The organism is Nostoc sp. FACHB-888 (assembly GCF_014696655.1).
In the GTDB taxonomy this organism is placed as follows: Bacteria; Cyanobacteriota; Cyanobacteriia; order Cyanobacteriales; family Nostocaceae; genus Nostoc.
In genome coordinates this window covers 1-20185 of sequence record NZ_JACJQM010000091.1, presented here as the reverse complement: position 1 = coordinate 20185, position 20185 = coordinate 1, and the positions used below count along the sequence as shown (strand labels likewise).

17 protein-coding genes and 1 pseudogene are annotated in these 20185 nt (G+C 38.4%); 7 read left to right on the top strand and 11 right to left on the bottom strand.

Going from position 1 to position 20185, the window contains the following annotated elements:
• Positions 1 to 288: 288 nt before the first annotated feature.
• The 3 genes from H6G26_RS30185 to H6G26_RS30175 all read right to left on the bottom strand — a co-directional run bounded on the left by H6G26_RS30185 (position 289) and on the right by H6G26_RS30175 (position 1045).
• Complete coding sequence (locus tag H6G26_RS30185; RefSeq protein WP_190734102.1) at positions 289 to 486, bottom strand: hypothetical protein; 198 nt, start codon at positions 484 to 486, stop codon at positions 289 to 291.
• A 102-nt stretch (positions 487 to 588) separates the two neighbouring features.
• A complete protein-coding gene (locus H6G26_RS30180) occupies positions 589 to 798 on the bottom strand; it encodes a hypothetical protein (protein WP_190734100.1) in 210 nt (69 codons plus the stop codon).
• Between the two features lie 109 nt (positions 799 to 907).
• Entirely contained in the window at positions 908 to 1045 is a 138-nt protein-coding gene (locus tag H6G26_RS30175; RefSeq protein ID WP_190734097.1) for a hypothetical protein, read from the bottom strand.
• Between the two features lie 49 nt (positions 1046 to 1094).
• On the opposite strand from H6G26_RS30175, the gene H6G26_RS30170 reads away from it, so the two are divergent.
• The 3 genes from H6G26_RS30170 (at position 1095) to H6G26_RS30160 (ending at position 5555) form a co-directional block, all read left to right on the top strand.
• The gene (locus tag H6G26_RS30170; protein ID WP_190734095.1) at positions 1095 to 1865 is read left to right on the top strand and encodes a hypothetical protein; all 771 of its coding nucleotides are present in this window, start codon (positions 1095 to 1097) and stop codon (positions 1863 to 1865) included.
• An 8-nt stretch (positions 1866 to 1873) separates the two neighbouring features.
• Positions 1874 to 2722 (top strand): hypothetical protein, encoded by an 849-nt coding sequence (locus H6G26_RS30165; RefSeq protein ID WP_190734092.1) that lies wholly within the window; start codon positions 1874 to 1876, stop codon positions 2720 to 2722.
• Between the two features lie 640 nt (positions 2723 to 3362).
• A complete protein-coding gene (locus tag H6G26_RS30160) occupies positions 3363 to 5555 on the top strand; it encodes an ATP-binding protein (protein WP_190734090.1) in 2193 nt (730 codons plus the stop codon).
• Between the two features lie 279 nt (positions 5556 to 5834).
• On the opposite strand, the gene H6G26_RS30155 is transcribed toward H6G26_RS30160, so the two are convergent.
• From H6G26_RS30155 to H6G26_RS30140, 4 genes are all read right to left on the bottom strand, one after another.
• Complete coding sequence (locus H6G26_RS30155; RefSeq protein WP_199327152.1) at positions 5835 to 7157, bottom strand: KamA family radical SAM protein; 1323 nt, start codon at positions 7155 to 7157, stop codon at positions 5835 to 5837.
• Between the two features lie 136 nt (positions 7158 to 7293).
• Complete coding sequence (locus tag H6G26_RS30150) at positions 7294 to 7791, bottom strand: hypothetical protein (RefSeq protein ID WP_190734086.1); 498 nt, start codon at positions 7789 to 7791, stop codon at positions 7294 to 7296.
• A gap of 71 nt (positions 7792 to 7862) precedes the next feature.
• Complete coding sequence (locus H6G26_RS30145) at positions 7863 to 9515, bottom strand: FAD-dependent oxidoreductase (protein ID WP_190734083.1); 1653 nt, start codon at positions 9513 to 9515, stop codon at positions 7863 to 7865.
• Between the two features lie 47 nt (positions 9516 to 9562).
• On the bottom strand, positions 9563 to 10066 hold the full coding sequence (locus tag H6G26_RS30140) for an SET domain-containing methyltransferase (RefSeq protein ID WP_190734081.1): 504 nt from the start codon (positions 10064 to 10066) through the stop codon (positions 9563 to 9565).
• 1223 nt (positions 10067 to 11289) lie between these two features.
• On the opposite strand from H6G26_RS30140, the gene H6G26_RS30135 reads away from it, so the two are divergent.
• Both H6G26_RS30135 and H6G26_RS43005 read left to right on the top strand, forming a co-directional pair.
• Complete coding sequence (locus tag H6G26_RS30135; RefSeq protein WP_190734079.1) at positions 11290 to 11781, top strand: hypothetical protein; 492 nt, start codon at positions 11290 to 11292, stop codon at positions 11779 to 11781.
• A 43-nt stretch (positions 11782 to 11824) separates the two neighbouring features.
• A pseudogene (locus tag H6G26_RS43005) lies at positions 11825 to 12191 on the top strand (IS701 family transposase); the annotation flags it as partial.
• Between the two features lie 140 nt (positions 12192 to 12331).
• Here the strand turns inward: H6G26_RS43005 and H6G26_RS30125 are convergent.
• Together H6G26_RS30125 and H6G26_RS30120 are read right to left on the bottom strand one after the other, a co-directional pair.
• On the bottom strand, positions 12332 to 13000 hold the full coding sequence (locus H6G26_RS30125) for an HAD-IA family hydrolase (RefSeq protein ID WP_190734076.1): 669 nt from the start codon (positions 12998 to 13000) through the stop codon (positions 12332 to 12334).
• A gap of 400 nt (positions 13001 to 13400) precedes the next feature.
• Complete coding sequence (locus H6G26_RS30120; protein ID WP_190734074.1) at positions 13401 to 15140, bottom strand: hypothetical protein; 1740 nt, start codon at positions 15138 to 15140, stop codon at positions 13401 to 13403.
• A gap of 1244 nt (positions 15141 to 16384) precedes the next feature.
• Between H6G26_RS30120 and H6G26_RS30115 the strand changes: the two genes are divergently transcribed.
• Positions 16385 to 17350 carry a transposase gene (locus H6G26_RS30115; protein WP_190734104.1) on the top strand — a complete coding sequence of 322 codons (966 nt, stop codon included), beginning with the start codon at positions 16385 to 16387 and terminating at the stop codon, positions 17348 to 17350.
• On the opposite strand, the gene H6G26_RS30110 is transcribed toward H6G26_RS30115, so the two are convergent.
• Positions 17347 to 18315, bottom strand: coding sequence for a hypothetical protein (locus tag H6G26_RS30110; RefSeq protein WP_190734072.1), 969 nt, complete (start codon positions 18313 to 18315; stop codon positions 17347 to 17349). The genes H6G26_RS30115 and H6G26_RS30110 overlap by 4 nt on opposite strands.
• Positions 18316 to 18428: 113 nt before the next feature.
• Here H6G26_RS30110 and H6G26_RS30105 point away from each other — a divergent pair, with 113 nt between their 5' ends.
• Positions 18429 to 19562 carry an ISAs1 family transposase gene (locus H6G26_RS30105; RefSeq protein WP_190734070.1) on the top strand — a complete coding sequence of 378 codons (1134 nt, stop codon included), beginning with the start codon at positions 18429 to 18431 and terminating at the stop codon, positions 19560 to 19562.
• Between the two features lie 218 nt (positions 19563 to 19780).
• Here the strand turns inward: H6G26_RS30105 and H6G26_RS30100 are convergent, their stop codons facing one another.
• Positions 19781 to 20020: a hypothetical protein gene (locus tag H6G26_RS30100; RefSeq protein WP_190734068.1), complete on the bottom strand. Its 240-nt coding sequence runs from the start codon at positions 20018 to 20020 to the stop codon at positions 19781 to 19783.
• Positions 20021 to 20185: the final 165 nt, after the last annotated feature.

Below are 20185 nucleotides of genomic sequence, written 5' to 3'. Positions count from 1 at the left end.
ATCGGCTGGTGGATTGGAGAAGTAATCGGTTGTTGGCTGGCTTTGCGTTGGCGGCATTACCGCAAGGCAGGGAAAACAGCTAAAGTTTTGGCAATTGTCACCCCTTTAGGAATCATTGCTTAGTTTGTGGTTTACTCTACTCTTCTAAACTGGGTAGCGAATCGAGTCAGCGAGTTACAATTTGCACAGTTATATGAAATAGTTCGCTCCCTAAGTACCGCTATTTTTGCCATACCTTTAGCTTGGTTAGCAAGGTTCTTGACAAAGCCACATCAGCAAAAGTAGTGTTTACCGCTTTTCACCTTGTGGCATTGTTGTTTGATTCTGCCCTTGCATGAGATATCCGCCAGATCGTGCCTCTAGGATTGTCAGTTTTGGAGGATAATCAAGAATAAATTGATCATATTCTCTGGCACAGTTTGCTTGTAGTTTAGGTTGGGTGGGTGGAATGAGAAAGACACTATTGTTTATGGTGATTGTTTCCATAATTACGTTGCTGTTCTTGAAAATTGCGTTGATATTGGATAGTGTTCGACTTAGCTATTTATGACAGTGCCAGGAATTACTTCTAACTCATAAGTGAGCAGTTTAGTAATTTTGAATTGTTTTGATTTGAACGATTTCTTCTACACAACCCATTACTTCACTCAAGTAGTGCAGGACATCGCCCAAATGAGTTGCTGCTTCTGGGTCAATCTTCTTATCAGCAATCAACAAGAGCCAATTTTCGTTTTGGGCAATCGCCTGAATCTTCAGATAGCACGAGTTGAATTCTTGTAGGATTTCTATGGGTAACATTGTTATATTTGTGGAACTAAGTAAAACAGTCTGATTGAGGAAGTGGGCAGCAACGCCCACCCCTTTCCTTAAGCTGCAACTAAATCTTTCGCTTGTGGCCCCTAACTATCTAATTGGTATACAAAGCAGGTAAGCTGAGGAAAGCACCTACCAGCAGTAAAAAATTAGTGATAGTAAAATTGCCTCGCCATCGCCCAGAACGAAAATTCAGTAATATCAAACGAATAATCTTAGAATGTTCGCTCATCGAATGTGTTCATTGTGGAACAGAGTTAGTACTACGCAGACCAAGGCATATGCGTAAAACTGTTCAAACAATGGATGGTGCAGTATTTGTGGCAGGCAAGAGTAAAGAATGTACTAATTCCAGTTGCACACACTTTGGTAAACATTACTACGCTACTGGCGTACTAAAATACAGTCTGCCTTACAGTACCTACGGGCTAGACGTGCTGGCATTTATAGGCTGGCAACATGAACATGAGCATCAACAGTTGGTAGAAATTCAACACTCATTAAACCAGCGCGGTGTTGAAATTAACGAGAGTAATGTAGGTAAGTTATACCGTCAATTTTTGGCACTGTTGGGTGGAACGATGGCACATACACAGGAAAAATTAGCTGCCACAGCCCATGAACATGGCGGTTTGATTTGGGCAATTGATGCCTTACAGCCAGAGGGTCACGGAACTCTGTTATACGTATTATATGAAGTATTAAGTGGTACACCAGTCAGTGCAATTCAGTTGCCACAGGCACAGGCATCCGGGTTAATTGAGTGGCTGCAACCATATCAGGAGTTACCATATAAAGTGCTGGCAACCCTATCAGATGGAGAATCAGCGATTATTACTGCCATGAATTCAAGTTGGCCAGATGCGCCACATCAACGTTGTCAGGCACACTTTCTCAACAATTTAAGTGAAGCGGTGCTACCAGCTGATACAAAGCTACGACAACAATTAAAAGCAGATTTAGATGGGTTAGCGAAAGTTCCTCAGTACTCTGAAAGACTCCAAGCTCTAAGCTCCGAACAGCAGCCAGATAGTACCCCCCTTTTTCCATAATCCCCTATATGTCACAAGACACAGAGCTAGTCGCCGTTGAAGCCCAAATTCGTGCTGCGATTCGAGATTGTGTCAATCGCACAAGTCACAAACCTTTCCGCTGGGGCGGTTTAAGTGGATATCAGCAACTGGAAACCATAGGTGTGATACTACGTAGTTTACCATGCCGGGAAATGGATACAGATTACTTGTCTCTGTTATCAGTATGGGTTGACCAAGCCTTAATCAGTAATCGTTCAGTCGCGTCTGACTTGTCACAGGCAAACCAATGGTTGCGGCGAATTGCTGATTGTTTGCACTATCCTAAATACTCTAAGACTTGTAACGATGATGTAACTAATATTACAGATAGCAGCAATTCACTCTTAACAAGTTTTCAAGTTCGACGCGAGATGGAAGAGCTATTACAGCAGTTTCAGCCTGAGCAAGGGCAAAATCCGGTACAGTTTGCCTTGAAGAAGAAGTTACAACGTTTATGGGATAAATACGGGACTAACTTATTGCACTGCTATGATATCCCAGGCTTGCCGCCAGATAACTTGAAAATGGAAGCGATGTTCAGCAATTTACGCCGCCATCAACGGCGTATTAGTGGGCGGAAATCAACTGTCGAATTGCGTGATTTTGGGCAATATCAGGTTCTCTTCCTTGCTGAGAATGAGAAACAGCTACTTGAACAAATTCAGCAAGTACCTATAGCTGAGTATAAAGCTCAACGTCGTAGATTAGCTGTTTCTGAAGCTCCTCGCCAACAAAAACATCACCTTCATCGTCATCCAGTTAGCACAATACAAGCTTTGGTTGATCAACATACGGAACTTCTTACTGTGCTTGAGTCTCAAGTCTTGAAATACTAGTTAGATAGCTAGGGCTAAAAGGCGAAGTGCTTTTAAGGAAAGATTTGAAACAGGTGACTCTGTACGAAGTATTGAAGAGTCTTTTTCTTTAAATACATTGGCAGTAAGCGCAAGCTAGCCGTTAGCCGTGTTCTTCTTGGAACAATCAAGCGATCGCCCATTCATTGTACCCAATTTTTAAAGTATATCTACCAAACAATGACCTACTGGCTATTTCAAGGCAACCCTAAGTATTACCGCATCATAGAGGGCATAAGCGATTTTGAGGAGATGCCGTGGCTTGCAACCTGCTATGCAAAGGACATGGTTGCTGGCGATGGAGTACTGAGAAAGGAAGTCTGGTGATAAGGCGGGAATCTATGCAATTGCAGAGATTATTGAACCTCCCAAAATTATTGTAAACCCACCTGATATTGGCTATTGGATAGATACCACTCGCATTGGTGTTAAACCTTGTACAAAGATTCGATTTACTGGCAAGTTGTTAGAAAAGCCTCTGCTGAGGGAAAACTTAAAACAAGACCCTGTACTGAGAAATTTGATAGGTACAGGGTACAGAGATGGAATAGATAGTGAACGATAAATTGAGGTTTTGAGTGAATCTAGCAACTTTGTCAAGTATTTAATTATGAGAATCAGAATGAATAAATCTCGCTTCAGGCACATGAAAGCTTTTCCATTACAAATAGTGCTTATTGTTCCATTTGTTTTGCAAATCTTTGGAGCAGTGGGGTTAGTTGGCTATCTATCATTCAAAAATGGGCAGATAGCAGTGAACAAACTTGCAGACCAGTTAATGGAGCGCACTAGCGATATAGTAGAGCAACACCTAGATTCTTATCTATCAACTCCCCATATAGTTAATCAAATTAATGCTGAGTTAATTGAGATGGGATTATTGGATGTGCGAGATCGCCAAACTATGGGCAAGTATTTTTGGAAACAAATGCAAGCTTATAACTTAAGTTATATAGGTGTCGGGCTGGCAACAGGCGAAGGTGCGGGAGCCGCTCGTTATGATGGCAAAACTGTCACAATTGATGATTGGAAAGCCAAACCACCAAAGAATATTTATACTTACGCAACTGATAATCAGGGTAATCGTAAAAATGTTATTAACATTCTTGATTGGGATAATTTGAGTATGCCTTGGTATACAGAACCCGTCAAAGCAGGTAAGCCTATCTGGTCACAGATTTATACTTGGAATTACCCGGATAATCCATACATCGTTGCTTCCGCAGGTCGACCTATATACGACAAAAATAAACAATTACTGGGGATGGTTGGCACAGATATCCACCTGTTGAAACTAAGCGACTTTTTAAGGAATCTAGATATCAGCGACACTGGACAGGTTTTGATTTTGGAACGTAATGGGTTATTAATAGCTAACTCCAGTACTCAAAAAGCTTTTACTATAGCTAAAAATGAAATTCAGCGTTTACAAGCAACAGACAGTTCAGATCCTGTAGTTCAAAACATTGGCCAACAGCTAAAGCAAAAATTCGATAGCTTCCAATCAATTAATAAACCCGAAAAGCTGCAACTGAAATTGCAAAAAGAGTCAAATTTTGTATATATCACTCCTTGGCGCGACCAATATGGATTGGATTGGTTAGTAGTAATAAGTGTACCAGAACACGCTTTCATGGCACAAATTAATGCCAACACTAACACTACCATTATGCTCTGTTTAGGAGCATTGGTGGTAGCAACAGTTATGGGTTACTTCACCTCCCGTTGGATTGTTTACCCAATTATGCGATTAAACCGAGCAACTCAGGCAATGGCATCGGGTAACTTAGACCAGCTAGTAGATGTCAGCAATATTCAAGAATTGGGTTCACTCACTCACTCTTTTAATTACATGGCAGGTCAATTGCAGGAATCTTTTAGCGCCCTAGAAAATAGCAAGCAAGCGCTAGAAGGTCGGGTAGAAGAACGCACTGCCGAACTGAAAAATACCTTGAGCGAGCTACAACTTACTCAGGCTCAAGTAATTCAAAGCGAAAAAATGTCTAGCCTCGGTCAATTAGTGGCAGGGGTAGCTCATGAAATCAATAACCCAGTCAACTTTATTCACGGTAATATTACTTATCTGGACGAATATACTCAAGATTTGTTGCGGATGATTTATCTTTACCAACAACGTCATTCCAGTGATGACCCAGAAATACAAACATTAACAGAGGAAATTGATCTCGAATTCTTAATTGAGGATTTACAGAAGATGCTAAATTCGATGAAAATGGGGACTGAGCGAATTCGTGACATTGTGCTATCTCTGCGGAACTTTTCACGTATGGATGAAGCGGAATATAAAGCAGTTGATATCCATGAAGGCATCGAAAGTACACTATTGATTTTGCAACACCGGATTAAAGAAAAACCAGACAATCCAAGGATTGAAATCAATCGAGACTATGGTAACTTACCTCAAGTGGAATGCTATCCCGGCCAACTTAATCAAGTGTTGATGAATATTCTGGTAAATGCAATGGATGCCTTAGACGAGCTAAATGCAAGGCGCACTTATGAAGAAATTAAAGAAAATCCCCGCAAAATTACTATTCGTACTTCAGTACGTAATTCGCAATGGGTAGAAATTGCTATTTCTGACAATGCGATGGGAATGCCAAAAGAAGTAAAAAACCGCATATTCGATCCCTTCTTCACCACCAAATCTGTAGGTAAAGGAACAGGTATGGGTATGGCTATCAGTTATCAAATTATTACCGAAAAACATAATGGCAAATTGGAGTGTTTCTCTACACCTGGACAAGGAACAGAGATGATTATTCAAGTGCCTATCCAACAACAAGTTTGTTAGACAGCCTAATATTTTAAGTATGTTATAGGACTCCTATTTGATTTTTGAACAATCAAGCTGCCTAAAAGCTTGACATATAAAGCTTGACTTTTCAGTATACTGAGCAAGATTTAAGTAGGATTCCTATATCTTATTAGTATATCCGCCTAATTAGTATGATATTCAGTCTAAGTTCACTTAAGATTAAAAATCTCTTTACGCCTTTGTGTCTCTGTGTCTGTCTTGATAATAAGCGTTTAAAAGGATATGCTCTAATTGAATAAACTCATTAATTTCACTCTAAAATTTGGCTTTTCTAGCCTCATTAAGGGCTTCATCACACATGATTTGCTGTTGTTTAGGGTCTTTCCATGCATTGCGAATATTTTCATCAAGGCTATGAAGGGGATCGAAATATAGGAAATACTTACCGGGCCTTACAGATGGAGCAGTATAGACACTCACACCTGTTTCGCGATTGTAATATTCGTAAGAATGAATAGAACGTTTACCTCCACCAGCAGGAGCATCTAGAGCAACTGTTGGTGTCTTAAAGCCTGCTATAACACCACGTAGACTCTTTTCTATATTAATAGCAGTCTGAACTGATGTGCGTAAATCTTCTACTCCTTTAACCAGATCGTGTTGAAAGACGTAATAAGGTTGAATGTTAATGTAACTCAATCGTTGGATTAAAAGCTGCATCTGTTCAGATGTGTCGTTGATACCCCGCAGGAGTACTGTCTGGTCGCGCACCACTAAACCACGCTCAAAAAACTTTTGCATAGCACGCTGGGTGATACCCGTGATTTCGTTTGCATGGTTAAAGTGTGTATGAAGAGCAACTTCTTTGTAAAGTTTCTTACCTAGTTCAAGTACAGAAGTGATTGCATCTAACCAATTCTCATCAGTCAGGACTTTCATAGGCATAACTGCAAGTCCTTTACTTGCAAACCGAATACGCCGGATTTGAGGTATTTGCAGCAGTCGAAAACCGATGGTTTTTATCTGTTCAGCAGATAAGTTATAAGTATCGCCACCACTAATTACAATGTCCTCCAGTTCTGGATGAGACTCAATATAGTTAAATGCCTCTTCCCAACGCTTTGAATCGACAGAAAAATTGCCTTTCTTCATGATATTAGTGTTTTGACCAACAGCATAGCTACGGGTACAAAAACGGCAATAAGCAGGACAAGTATCGAGAGCTAAAAATAGTGCTTTTTGAGGATAACGATGAACAAGAGATGATGTGACTGCATCTTGACGTTCATGAAGTGAGTCAAAGCTTAACATCGGGTGGTCTTCTATTAACTGAGTGCTAACTGGAATAAACTGTTTGCGAATCGGGTCATTCCAAGGATCATTCCAATCAATCAGGCTAAGTAGATAAGGAGTTATACGCACAGCCATTGGTACTCTAGAGAAACCCTGACAAGCAGCTTCGATGAACTCCTTGGGAGCAATGTCGTTAATAGCTTGGAGCAGTGTTTTTTGGTCGTATATAGAATTTTTTATTTGCCATTTATAATTAATAAAATCACTTTCTGAAACATTTGCAAACTGAGGAATATCACGCCAAAATTCGTCTTCTCTAAGTAGACGGTATTTCAGAGATTCCATTTGAAACATTGGTTTCAAATTTTCATTAATTGGCAAAAAGTTTTGAACTACCATATACAGAAAATAGCCTAGTTATTCAGTAAACTTAAATTAATAGAAAAAGAACTAATTTAATAGTTAAAATACAAAATTAAAATTATTTACTATAATCGGGCACAGTTTTTGGCAATAAGACCTCCAACTTTTTCTGCTTTAGAGCTTTCTCCTCTTGATAAATTCCCTCGATTTGCTTGATTGTGCTTATTGAAATGCCTAGCTGATTTGCTAATTTATCTATTAGAGGTTTATAATCTTTATAGTTTCCATCATCAACAGACCAAGCTTTCATAGCGTCGTAAATTAAAGCCGTTCTTGTTTGATTAGCTGCTGGACTACTAGAAATTACCTCTTTTAAATCTTTGCCAGTTGTTTCATAGGTAGATAATTCGTGACTTAATTCCTCTGGCGCTCCCATTGAAGCTAAATAGCCAGTCACCCAGTTTCTTTGCTCTTGTGGGATTACTCCATTTCGAGCAATACAGATTAGAAGTGCTTTGCCATAAGCATTAAGATTGTGGCTAGAGACTTCTACATCAACATTCCACATTTCTTTGTTGAGCCACAAAACTATTTGTTTGCGAAGTTCATCCGACATATTTAGTTACCCTTCTCAATCAATACTTGTGATTACTAACAATCAGTTGACAAAATTTGGTTTGAAAATGTTTATGCTCCAAGAGCGTAGTTACTAGGTAGCCACTCAGGCCGCTCTAAATGAAAGTTTTCCTCCAGCATCAATTCTGTACTGTGAAGCGCTCCTTGAACCCATCCTTGCCTGTTAGAGTAGGCCTCACCACAGATGTAAACGTTGACATTTTCAAGCGGGTGTCGCATTTGCTTCATAATATCCCACGGCTTACAGTGAGGATTCCAGGAGTGCCAACCACCTCCATAAGGGTCTTTCCCCCAGTCTATGTAAAGAGCTGAGTATGGTTGCGGAATCTCTTCAATCCCATGCAGTGCTTCTAATTGTTTTTGGGTAGTTTGTACCATATTTTCTGTAGCCTGTAAGGGTTCTTGCTCAGGTGTTCCGTCAGAGTGAAGAAAAGATTTACTTAGTTTTGCGTGTAAGTAATTATTAAAAGTTTGATGATTTTGTGGCTGTTCAGGACTGTCTACCATAGCTCTCCAGAAACTGACGGTACGGCTATCTGAATTACTAGCTAAAAGTAGCGATTTGTGGTTGTTCAAGTCACCTCCATTCTCGCTTTCAGTACCTTCGTAAGAACACTTGCGTATAGGCAAATCTGTAGCTGACATACCATGCTTCATACCGAGTTTGTTCCACCAAGGGCGTTCATAACTTAGGAAGAGTTTCGATGCTGGGCAAATACTAACAGTATGCAAATTCTTAATAAACTTTAAATCTTGAAATAGAAAGTTATTTTGATTTTTTTGATAAAGCAATTCTAGAGAACGTTTTGGCATTGCCAGTATAAGATGCTTTGCCCAAACTTTTGGATAAGCTAAATTAGTTTCAATATCTATAAACTCTAGTTCAATCAATTCATCTGAAGTGTGACGATTGAACTTACTCAGACAGTGACGGGAAAGAACTTTGCCTCCATATTGCTCAAATTCAGTAGCGAGGGTTTTTGGTAATTGCTCATTGCCATTTTTAAGACTAAACCACTGATTATTACAAGGAATGGACATATTCGTAGCGATCGCTTCTGCTGCATTCCAATTACCTAAGTCTGAAGAATAAAAGTAACCACTGTCAAGACAAAGATTATAGGCTTCTTGACTGAGGAATTCCAGCAGTAATTTCCAGATGCTGATTTCATAAAGAAATTCGCATCCTACTTTCAGATGTTCTCTGTCATGCTGCCATTGTTCGGAAGTAAAGTAATTAAGAGGCAAAGGTTTACCCTTATTGATAGCTCTCTCAACGGCATAAGCAAACAGCTCATCTAAGTCCTTACCACGCTCGTTTGGTCTTAAATTGTATGGTAAATTTACTGCATCAGTTAGTTCACTGATACGTAAATGCTTATTTCTTAAGTACATTTGGTTGTTTGCAGCTTTATAAGTAGTTGGAACTACCTCAAGTTTCAATACATCTTTAACTAAGTTTGATACGATAAGCTGAGAGTCAGAGAAATACTTTCCACCTAATTCAGCATACACGTGAGGCATATCAGGCATTGTCACAGATAATAAGCGACCTCCAATTCTGTCGCTCATTTCGTATAGGCGAACTTCTCTAAATTTTTTGGATTTAGCTAACCGCCAGGCTGCATATGCTCCAGAAATTCCACCGCCAACGATTGCTACATCAATTACTTGACTGGAATCAATACTGGAAGAATTACTCATGACTTTTACTTTTGTACAAATACCCTTGTGATTTCAAGCTTGAAGTTCTATATCGAAGCAGAGATTACTGTGAACGCCTGATGTTCATGCTTTTGTTGTGAAATGCTCTGAATTATGCCATTTTCATAACTCATAGCATCAATATGTTTATTAATAAAGTAGTGACTCAAAACATCTATAGACAAGTATTTTGCACCAGAAATTATTCTTAAACACTGGGACGCACCGCACTTACAAGCAAATGGTGTAGACATATCCCACTCTGTACTGGGATAGAAGAATGTGAGTTCTTCATTTGATTGAATATCTTTTAAAGCACGAATTTCTAGATTACCGGTGTCAATAATTATATTGGGGTCGCAACTATGATTTAAGTGACCTAAATATAGTTCTTCAATATTTATGTCTTTACTAATTTGCACACTTGTAAATGTAGCTGAACTAATCTGATTATAGTTAGCTATTTTATGCAAAATCTCTCCTTTTTTGATTGGCACCTTTGTAATTAGACTTTTGCCTTTTTCATCTTTATTGAACCTAATTTCTAACATATTAATTTTTTCCTTCTTTATTTAGTAGTGCTAAATGATTAACAATATACAAAATATTAAGTAGCACAATTGAAATTATCTGGTAACTGAAAAAAGTACTACGTGTTTAGAATATATAGCAATCCTGAATCATACTTGAGAAAACATTTAAACTATATTAGTAGTTTTAAACACTTAATAATTGCTTAATTTTGAGGCTAAAATTATATACATTGCATCATATCTAGCTTCAAGGCAAGTTATATAAAGTACTTTGTATGCCATCGTATTTTCTCATGAATTATTTATGATCGCTATATTGCTATAAAGACATCATCTAGCACTTAATGATAAGTTATCATCATTAGCTCTAAGCCACTACCGAAATTCTACCGGCTACTTCACTGGACTTAAACAAAATAAGAAGTAAATAAAGCTACAACGGTTAGCTAGTATAGCTATTTTTGTATTTTCAAATAAATGTAAGAATACTGATTTTCCGTATAACTACTGAACCAATTTTTAGGAGCTGACTTTGATGTAAGCTTTGAAGAAAAAGGTAATGCTTAAGGAATGCTAGTCCTCTTGTCTTGCCTTGGATCCTTTTGAAGAAGCGATCACAGCTAATTACTACACTACAAAACTTTTTGTGATTTACTCTGAGCAAATATTATGGCTCTTCAGTACTTATTTATTATGCTGAACAAGTCTGTAAATTAGCTTAAAACCCTTACTGGACAGAAATAACAAATGTTACTATTAGCATTTGAAGCAATATTTTTGAAATCAAAGCTATAACTCCCTGGAAAGCTTGATTTTCAAGACAAGTGATGGACTTTAATTAAAAGTTCAGCATAATACGTACTGAAGAACCTGATTTTTTTTAGTAACCGCGTTGTCCTCACCCCTACAAGTTTATGGCAGTTTTGCCTTTCAATGGCTTGTTTTGTTGGGGGATATCAATTGTTTACTACAGGCCGCTTGAATATTTAGGCTTAATCCTGTTTTCTCCCTTTGAGAAAAGCGTACTTCCATGCCCACGATTCGCAAATCTACTTCTGGGTGATTCTCGGCTAACTGCCTAAACGAAATTGCGATAAGCTCCCGCTTAAGCCTTCTCCAAAGGATACGCTGGCGCGAACGGCTATCGCTCTTGGGTCAACACCTTTGTTATGGTAAAGTCGAGCTTAGGAACAATCTAAATTTTTACTCAGTCGTCGATACCAAAACTGAGAATTTAAACTATGCTTGATTTTTCTAAAGTTATTGCTTTGGCTTTAACAAGCTTAAGTTTTTACGGTATAGGTGTATCAGCGTTATCAAAATCTGTGCTTGCTGGAGAACCAATTATCGATAAAAACTGCCGCCGTCATGAGAGAACACAAGAAGTATTTCAGCAAATACCACCACAGAATCAAGCTAGAATATTGATGACATCTTCCTTTCAAGTTAACAATAAAAAATACTCTCTACAATTACTAAAATTTCCCAACTCTACAGGTGTTTTATGTCTTTGGGAGCCTAATGCTCGACTACCACAGAGGTTAAAAGACGTGTCAATTATTCAAGACAAGGTAATTGAAAAATTTGAGAAAGACCCTTCTCGACCAGCAAATTATATAATTACAATCAAAGGTGAGAAAATGGAAGATATCTTAAAAACTGCTTATCGATTAAACCTAACTAACCCCAATCAACCAAAGGTGACACCGTTAGTCAGAGTTTACAAAAATTAGACAGAGATTTTTGCCTGTAGATGTTTATCTACTTTAAGACATAAGAAATTGGATCGAATACGGGCTTAAACAAAGTAAAAATGAATTAGGATGGGCTGATTTTAGGGTGACTAACTATTCCCAAATACAAAAATGGTGGGAAATAGTAATGAGTGCTTATCTCATGGTTAGTCTTCACGCTCAAGTTTTGAATAATAATCCAGAACAAGGCATAAATAAACAGACAGACCCAGTTGTTGCAAGATTCCCAGAGCATAAGTGGTGGGACTTTGGTTCCGGTTGGAAGAATCTACTTAACAATTTACGCTTAGTCATTCAACATGAGCATATTCTTTAGTTTACTTAAACCTTGGCTTAGGATATTTCCAATTTCACATTTATCGATTGGGTTTCTAACACTAATAGCGTAGAGGAATCGAATGCAAGGTGCCATCCCAGATATTGACGAATCTGAGCATTTCTTATTTTCCTCTGCTTAGAGTGATAGAAGAGCGATTATTAGACATACCCGATCTACAAGAAATGGTTTCATAGTCTTGTGAGTAGTGTTTTAGAATTTATTATCTAAGCTTTCCAATATTGCTGTAACAGCAGTGAGATTTTGAACAATTCCCTCACACAACGCATGATTGGTGCGACTGCGGTCCACTAGATAAGCGTGCATACCTATATCATATGCTCCTTTGACACAGTGTTCCTCATCATCGAAGAATAGACATTCTTCTGGTTTCACCGCGAGTGCTTGCAGAACGCTGAAGTATGCTGCTGGATGGGGTTTAGTAACGCCATTTATCCTCGCTGCACAGGCGATATCTATCAGGTCTGCAAGCCCAAGGGCAACTAGCGAAGAGTGAATCGCAGTCATCGGGTTGTTGGAAAGAACTCCAGTGCGTAAACCACGCTGCCGGATGTCCAACAATACTGGTTTTGTTTCTGGAAACATCTGCATTACACTGAGGTAGTTGAAGCCTTGAAGTTGCGTGCAGGCAGTGGAGGTGAGGTTTAGTTCGTCACTCAGCTGCTTGCAGAAGCTGTGCCAGAAAATTTGCTCTTCGGCAATGTCGTTCGGGAAACCTACAACTTCACCCCATTGTTGCAAACGAGGAACAAGCTCGTAGGGCGTGATCGGCAGCAATCGATGGAAGAAGGCAGTGATAGTCTTAAAATCAAACTGCGTAAGGACGCCATCGCGGTCGAAGATAATAGCGCGGATAGGCATAGATTCAGTGTATGTTCTTAATCATTTAGTTACATATCAAAGATAAGTTGCAATACCTTGACAACTTACTAGGGCGGCGCATCATGTCAATAAGACTAGTATATTCTCAATAGACTCAAAAATAATCTTATTCATTCCTATTTATTGACAAAGATTTTAGCGTAGGCGTGGCCCGTCGTAGACATCACTTTGAGCTTTGGAAAATAAATCAAGCCAGAAATACCCTTTTTTTTGCCTGGCTTGTAAGCGAAATTTTGGATGAGCAGATCGCAGAGCCTGAAGGCCGAAGCAATCCTCGTGTTGTCAAAAAAAACAGAGCCAAATTTCCGAACAAAAACCCTATACATAGAATACAAACAGCTAAATTACAAACACTTGCTTTACCCCTAATCAACACTGCTTAGAACTTAACTGAACCGTATTGCCCTGCCTGCTGACTCAGAACTGAAAGCATTTTTACTGACGGACCTTCAATGCCTTCTCTTACAAGATCGTAATGTGCGTTCAAAATCGCAGAGACGATCTGATAGCGCGGAGCATACAGATTCTTAGAAATCCAAAGAGGGGGTAGTTCGATATGGTTACTGCATATTTGCTCATTCATAAACTGCGCCGCAGCACTCAGCCTATTGCGAATAGTGAAGGACTGTGCCGTGCTTAGTGACAAGTACTTGCTGCGTTGTACGTTAATGAGACCGCTCACGATGTAAGACGTTTCTTCAAGCGTAGAGGCTTTTTGACCCCAGCCACCATCAGCCTGTTGTCTTTCTAGTACTTCGTCCATTAATTTCAGTACACGCTTGCCGTACACTTGGTGTATTGTTGGGCGGGCCAGCCAACGCTGAATACCATAGGTCCAGGTAGCGTGCCATTTATCGTGACCTAGTTCATCTAGCGTCTTATTCCGCGGATCGAACGCATGAATTAGGTCCTGTTTCAGGCAGTAGTTGGTTGGGTTTTGCAAGAAGGCTTCGCCAAAGGCTTTTTCTGCATACTCCACTGCCATCAGTGCGTGTAGAATGGATGCAGGAGATGAATGCAATTCAAAAGGGTAGCAAAAAAAACTGCGGTCTTCACGCCTAAACAGTTCGAGCGCGCGGGGATTCATCGGAAAAATATTCTCAGACCCTGTAGCGCGCAACGCTACGTATAACGCAAATCCTACCGCAGTATCATCCATATCCGGCAACAAAGTATTGTTCGTATCCCAAGACACGCGGCCTTCTTTGTCGTGGCAAATAGTGCAGTAGATGTGCAGCATTTGTTGGCGGATCTCAGGTTTTTCGACTAACTGCCATACGTTATCGCTCACGAACCAGGGCAGCAAATTCCAAAGTTGGCGGCTAGTCTTGATTGGATGTAGATTTGGAAAACTTTGCCTCCCATAATCCTTGAAGGTTTCGTCCAAATATTCGTAAAGGGCGGCAGGCGGCTGCTGACCATATTCTTGATATAACAAAATTGTGCTTGCTGTAGCTGCTGGGGATAGACCAACTGCCCCATTTTGCAGAATCATGCTTTCCAACTTGCCAATTTCGATGTATTCCGGAGGAAGAAAGAGTAGCATTTCCGCTGTGAAGCTCAACGTCAGCGACGCACTGAATAAGCCTCCACTGTCCATGATTGCTTTTAGCTTAAGATCAAATTTATGAAATTGTCCCTTCAAGTAAGTGCGTACATCAGCGCTGAGGGTAAAACACCCTATTTTAGCTTCTAGCCACTCTAGCATCTTGGGTGCGATGAACTCAAAGCCCACTGTGTTGTGATGGGGGTAAGCGCAGCATGCACCAATTAAGCCATTCAGACTTTGTTTGAAGTGCTCAATATGCGGAATCGGTACCTTCAAGAAAGTTAGTGCCATTCCCACTGCTAGCGTGTCCACTAACGCAGAATGTGGTAAATAATGCGCGTTGCCCCATGTCCCATCCAGGTTCTGGCGCTCGAAGAGTGAATTTATCCAATATTCTTTCTCATCATCTTCAAAGTAGTCGGTGCAGAGGATCCAAGCAAGGTCGTAAACAGAAAAATTCCAGTCACCTCGGTCTTCAACAAGAGATTTTATGTGTATCATAGTGTTTTGCTGCAACTCGGCAAGTGTAAACTTGCCAAAAGCTTGCTTGAGATTCTTTATTAAGACCATTGTGGTAACACCATTTTTCAAGTTAGTAGAAATCAAGACAAGTAAATTGGTTAAAATTCATAATCAAAAATATCTAACCTCACGGCAAAAATTTATATTGTTATACCTGACAAATTGAACCGTATCATGTACGACCTTTTGTATCTCTGAATGAGTCAACATATAAGATAAATCCTCGCATTTCTAATACTGAACTGAAGGTCCCTCAGCAATGGGGTTAAAAGCATGACAGAAGAAAATTGGTAACCTGAGCAAGCGTAATAGTAAACAAAGATTTTTGATTAACTAAAAACTTGAGATATAAGTTACTGCCTGTAGATATGGATAGAGAATGGCACTACCTTTTTTAGATCTGCCCTCCGAACTAGAAAGTTTTGGAGCTGCTTAAAAAGTTTCTAAGGCAATCGCAATCAGCGATATTTGAAAGTATGCCTTGGCGAAACAGTTGTGACAGTGCTAAGGGACTTGCAAGAAAATAAGATACCAATCAAACTGGGGCAATCGTGATATCCCATTTGGGTAATGTTTCAGAACGTTGCCAAAAAAGTTTGTGTGTTTTAAATCTTGTGACAGAAGCTTGATTCCTTTTTCATAGGTGGTTTTAACGCAATGTACAATAAATCGATGTTTTTTGAGATGGGTAGAAACCCTGATAACAAAAATAGGAGGAGAAATTATCCCCATAGACGGAAAAACACCGTAGCCAATCGCCCAAATCATTGATTCAAGATTACCGAAAGCCCTGCTGGTGTGGGCTATTACAGTGATGTATTGTGAAAAATCTGGCGCGAAGATTCGGTTTGGAAGCTTTTGTGTTAGAAAAGCTACTGCTAAGGGAAAACTGAAAACAAGACCCTGTTTTGAAGACTTTGATTGTAATTCATCAGCCGAACGCTACAAATTACACAACAGAAGTGGCAGCGCATACATGAGTTGTATAAATAGTAGTCTTGTACTATTTGTTGGCAAATAATTACTTGTTGCTAAAATTTTTGAACAAAGTCAGGGTAAGTTGGTTAGTAGTTTTTTAGAAATGAGATAGCACTCAAACAATCTAATCAGGGATTATCATGCAAGATTTATCAGATATTGACTTATTTTATGCTTATAGGACTTACGCATTGACAAAATAACAAAATAGTGAATTCATAAATAAGGGTCGTCTACTTTACGGGTATCGGACAATTAGAGAAATTACTAAACCATCGACAGGACAATGCAATCTAGACCTCTACACCTTATTTCTGCTGTCAGAGCCAAAGTTTAGGGGGTGCAGTAGGTTGGCAGAGATATTGGGAGACGTTTCACATGATAGTGTGAATCGGTTTTTGTTGAGAGAGAGATACGAACCGAAAGATTTATTCAACATAGTAGAGAAAATCATTAACTTGGTAGGAGGGATACTAAGTGTAGACGATACAGTTATAGAAAAAATTTACAGCGACCCAAAAAATGCCGAATTAATCAGTTATTTTTGGTCAGGAAAAGCCCATAAAGCTATTATTGGCTTAAATTTAATCACTTTATATTACAGCGATACTAACGGTAATTCAGTCCCAATAAATTACAGAATATATGACAAAAAAGAGGAGAAAACAAAAAACGATTATTTCCGAGAAATGGTGAGTGAAATAATAAGCTGGGGAGTAAAGCCAAGAATAGTAACAGGAGATAGTTGGTATTCAGGAGTAGAGAATTTAAAATTTCTAAAAAACCAGAAACTGGGTTTTCTATTCGGGATTGAAAAAAATAGAACTGTATCAAATGAGCCGCATAAGTATTGCCAGGTAAGTACTTTAGTGATTCCAGAGTCAGGATTAAAAACTCATCTGAAAGAATTTGGATTTATAAAGTTGTTTAGGAAAGACTTCAAGAAAGAAGACTCTAGACACTACATTTTGTATATTCCAGATGAGGAAAAAATCAAGGAGATAACTAGAAATGAATTTATCACAATTCATGATACCCATTGGGGAATTGAAACCTTTCATCGAGCTATAAAACAAGTATGTGGAATTTGTCGGTTCATGGTTAGAGATACCTATGCAATCAAAACTCACATATTTTGTTCACTTCAAGCTTTTATTAGATTGGAGTTTATGCGGTCTGAAAAAATAATTAGCAATTGGTACGAGGTACAACGGAATATGTTCACGTTAGTTGTACGTGAGCATATTTTTGCAAACCTTAGCAGTGATGGCATTATCTAGACTTCATAGATGATTCTTTTTGTCAATGCGTAAGTCCTAAAATAGTTTTTTACATATATTAAATTATTAAAATCTATATTTAGAATATCTTCTACTTGTTTTCTCAATATATCATCAGGTTCAACCACCTCAAGAAATTTATTAATATCTGCTTTACCTTCAACTATATTCGCTTTTAATAAATGAACAAAACCACGAAATGCAAAATACTCACTTTTAGATGCTAAATTTAGAGCGTGTGTTAAATTTTCAATTATTTTATTTAAATCAGGAATTTCTTCTGTATCCCATTTAACTTGAGAAATATCATATTTAGACAGGAAGCAAAGTAGAGGAAAAAACCCTTGAAGCGACAATGCAATAGCACGGCAATTATCCTCAAGGCAAGTTTCTCGTAGTAATTCTGAAAGTACCTCATCCATTTCAAACCAAAGGTTTTTCTCAAGCGCCCGCAATCCATTTTGAAACTTTTGCCCCCACGATCTCATATCCTCTGATCCACTAGCAATCCCTGCCATATTCATTGCTTCTGCCCATCCCTGTGCATACCTATTTGAAGTATCTAATGCCATTAACCAATCATTCAATGCCATCTGGAGTGATGGATCTATACAAAGATTGTGATAAAGCCACTCCAATGTGTATTTTTGCCAAGTTTCATTCTTTAAATTTTGTGTATTTGTTAACTCTAGCCCTTTTCGGAGTTTGTCATAATAATTAGCTAGCTGTATATGCTGTGCTTTCCATTCTTGAGGCGAGATCCTACGTTGATAGCGTAATATCAGTTCCCGCACAATGTTGTGGTACTGCCATCCTTCTGGATGTTTTACTACAAAAGATAGTTCTTTGAGCCACTCAAACAAATCATTTGCTACTGATTCATCTACCAACAAACGTAAAATATCTCGATTCAAAATTCTTGGAAGTGCAGCATTTAATGCTAATTGGTGCCAGGGCGAACGCATCTAAATATAGTACTTATATACTAAACAAAGGATAATCACGCGTGTTAGGGAGGTTGAGCGATCGGGCATTAATGGTAAAGTCATAATAAAAGTAGAGTAAAGCCCCAGTTTACGTGAAGCTCAAGCCCAAAATTACCATTGTGGATCACTTTGCTGTGATGTCAGATCCACGAATAGATCGCACGAAGCGACACAAGTTAATTGATATTTTGACTATTGCTATCTGCGCGGTGATATGTGGAGCGGACAGTTGGGTGGCAATTGAACTGTATGGCTGCACGAAGTATGAGTGGTTGAGAACATTTTTGGAGCTACCTAATGGCATTCCGTCACACGATACATTCGCAAGAGTATTTGCTCTAATTAATCCGCAGGAATTTCAGTCATGTTTTGTAAACTGGATGAAATCAATACAGAAAATAACCGATGGAGAAGTAGTTGCAATTGACGGAAAAACTTTATGTGGTTCATCTGATAGGAGTAATAACTCTTGTGCAATTCAAATGGTAAGTGCTTGGGCAACTACAAATAAATTAGTGTTGGGGCAGGTAAAAGTAGACTCTAAATCAAATGAAATTACAGCAATTCCGGAATTATTAAAGGTATTAGAACTATCTGGATGTATCGTAACTATTGATGCAATCGGCTGCCAGAAAGAGATTGTGAAGTTAATTACAGAACAATCAGCAGATTATGTAATTACTTTGAAAAAGAACCAAAGCAATCTTTATGATTCAGTTGAGTCATTATTTAAAACAGCGATAAGTAAAGGTTTTGAAGGAATTGAGCATAGTACATATAAAACAGAAGATAAGGGGCATGGTCGTGAGGAGATTAGGCATTATGTGATGTTATCTGAGATTCAAAAACAACTTGATCCAGAATCAGCTTGGTCAAACTTTAATAGCATTGGGATGGTAGAGTCTGTACGAAAAGTAGATGGTAAGACAGAGGTTGAAACTCGTTATTTTATAAGTAGTCTTCAAGGAAACGCTAGACAGTTTGGTAATTCTGTTCGTAGCCATTGGGGGATTGAAAATTCACTGCACTGGATACTAGATGTTGCTTTAAAAGAAGATGACTGTCGGATTAGGAAAGACAATGCACCACAGAATTTTGCAATAATAAGGCAAATAGCAGTCAATCTTTTAGGTAAAGAGAAACGTGTAAAACGAGGAATTAAAAATAAACAGTTCCTTGCAGCGATGGATAACGACTATTTACTAATAGTTTTAGCGTTAGCTTAAATTAGTACATCAAAACTTCAGTTAAATATTTCACATTAAAGATTTATTGATTTTGTCGGTAAATATAGTTTTATATACCCTCTAATAGGATTATTTTCTTATTAATGGATTGCTCATTCAGATGAAGATAACTCATTGATATTTTCAGAACAAGTTTGATTTAGTTTGCTTATCGTTACATGATTTTTTTGATCATCTATGTCATTTTGTAATCTTTTTTAGTTTTTATTAGTAAATAAGATGCGTTTGCCCTGTAATTGGTGCTTTGTCGCATCTAACTCCCATTTTAAGAAACGCTCTACTGCCTCATCACAAGGATCTAATATCAAATTTTTATTTGTTGGAATGGATTGTGACATCATTCCTATCAATAGTGGCAATCCTGCTGATGAAAGCCGCCAAATTTCTTGAATTACTGCCTCGTCTGTAATCTCATATCTTGCACCTGATAAAAACAATCAGTATTAACCAGGAATAAGAAAATAAAAGTAACATCTAAAAATGGAACTTATATTTTAAGTATTAGTATAATAAACTACGTTTAGTCTCGGAGTATACACAAATGATATATACAAAAACAGGAATAATGTCATCTGCATAGAGATATTTTTATATGTTCGTAA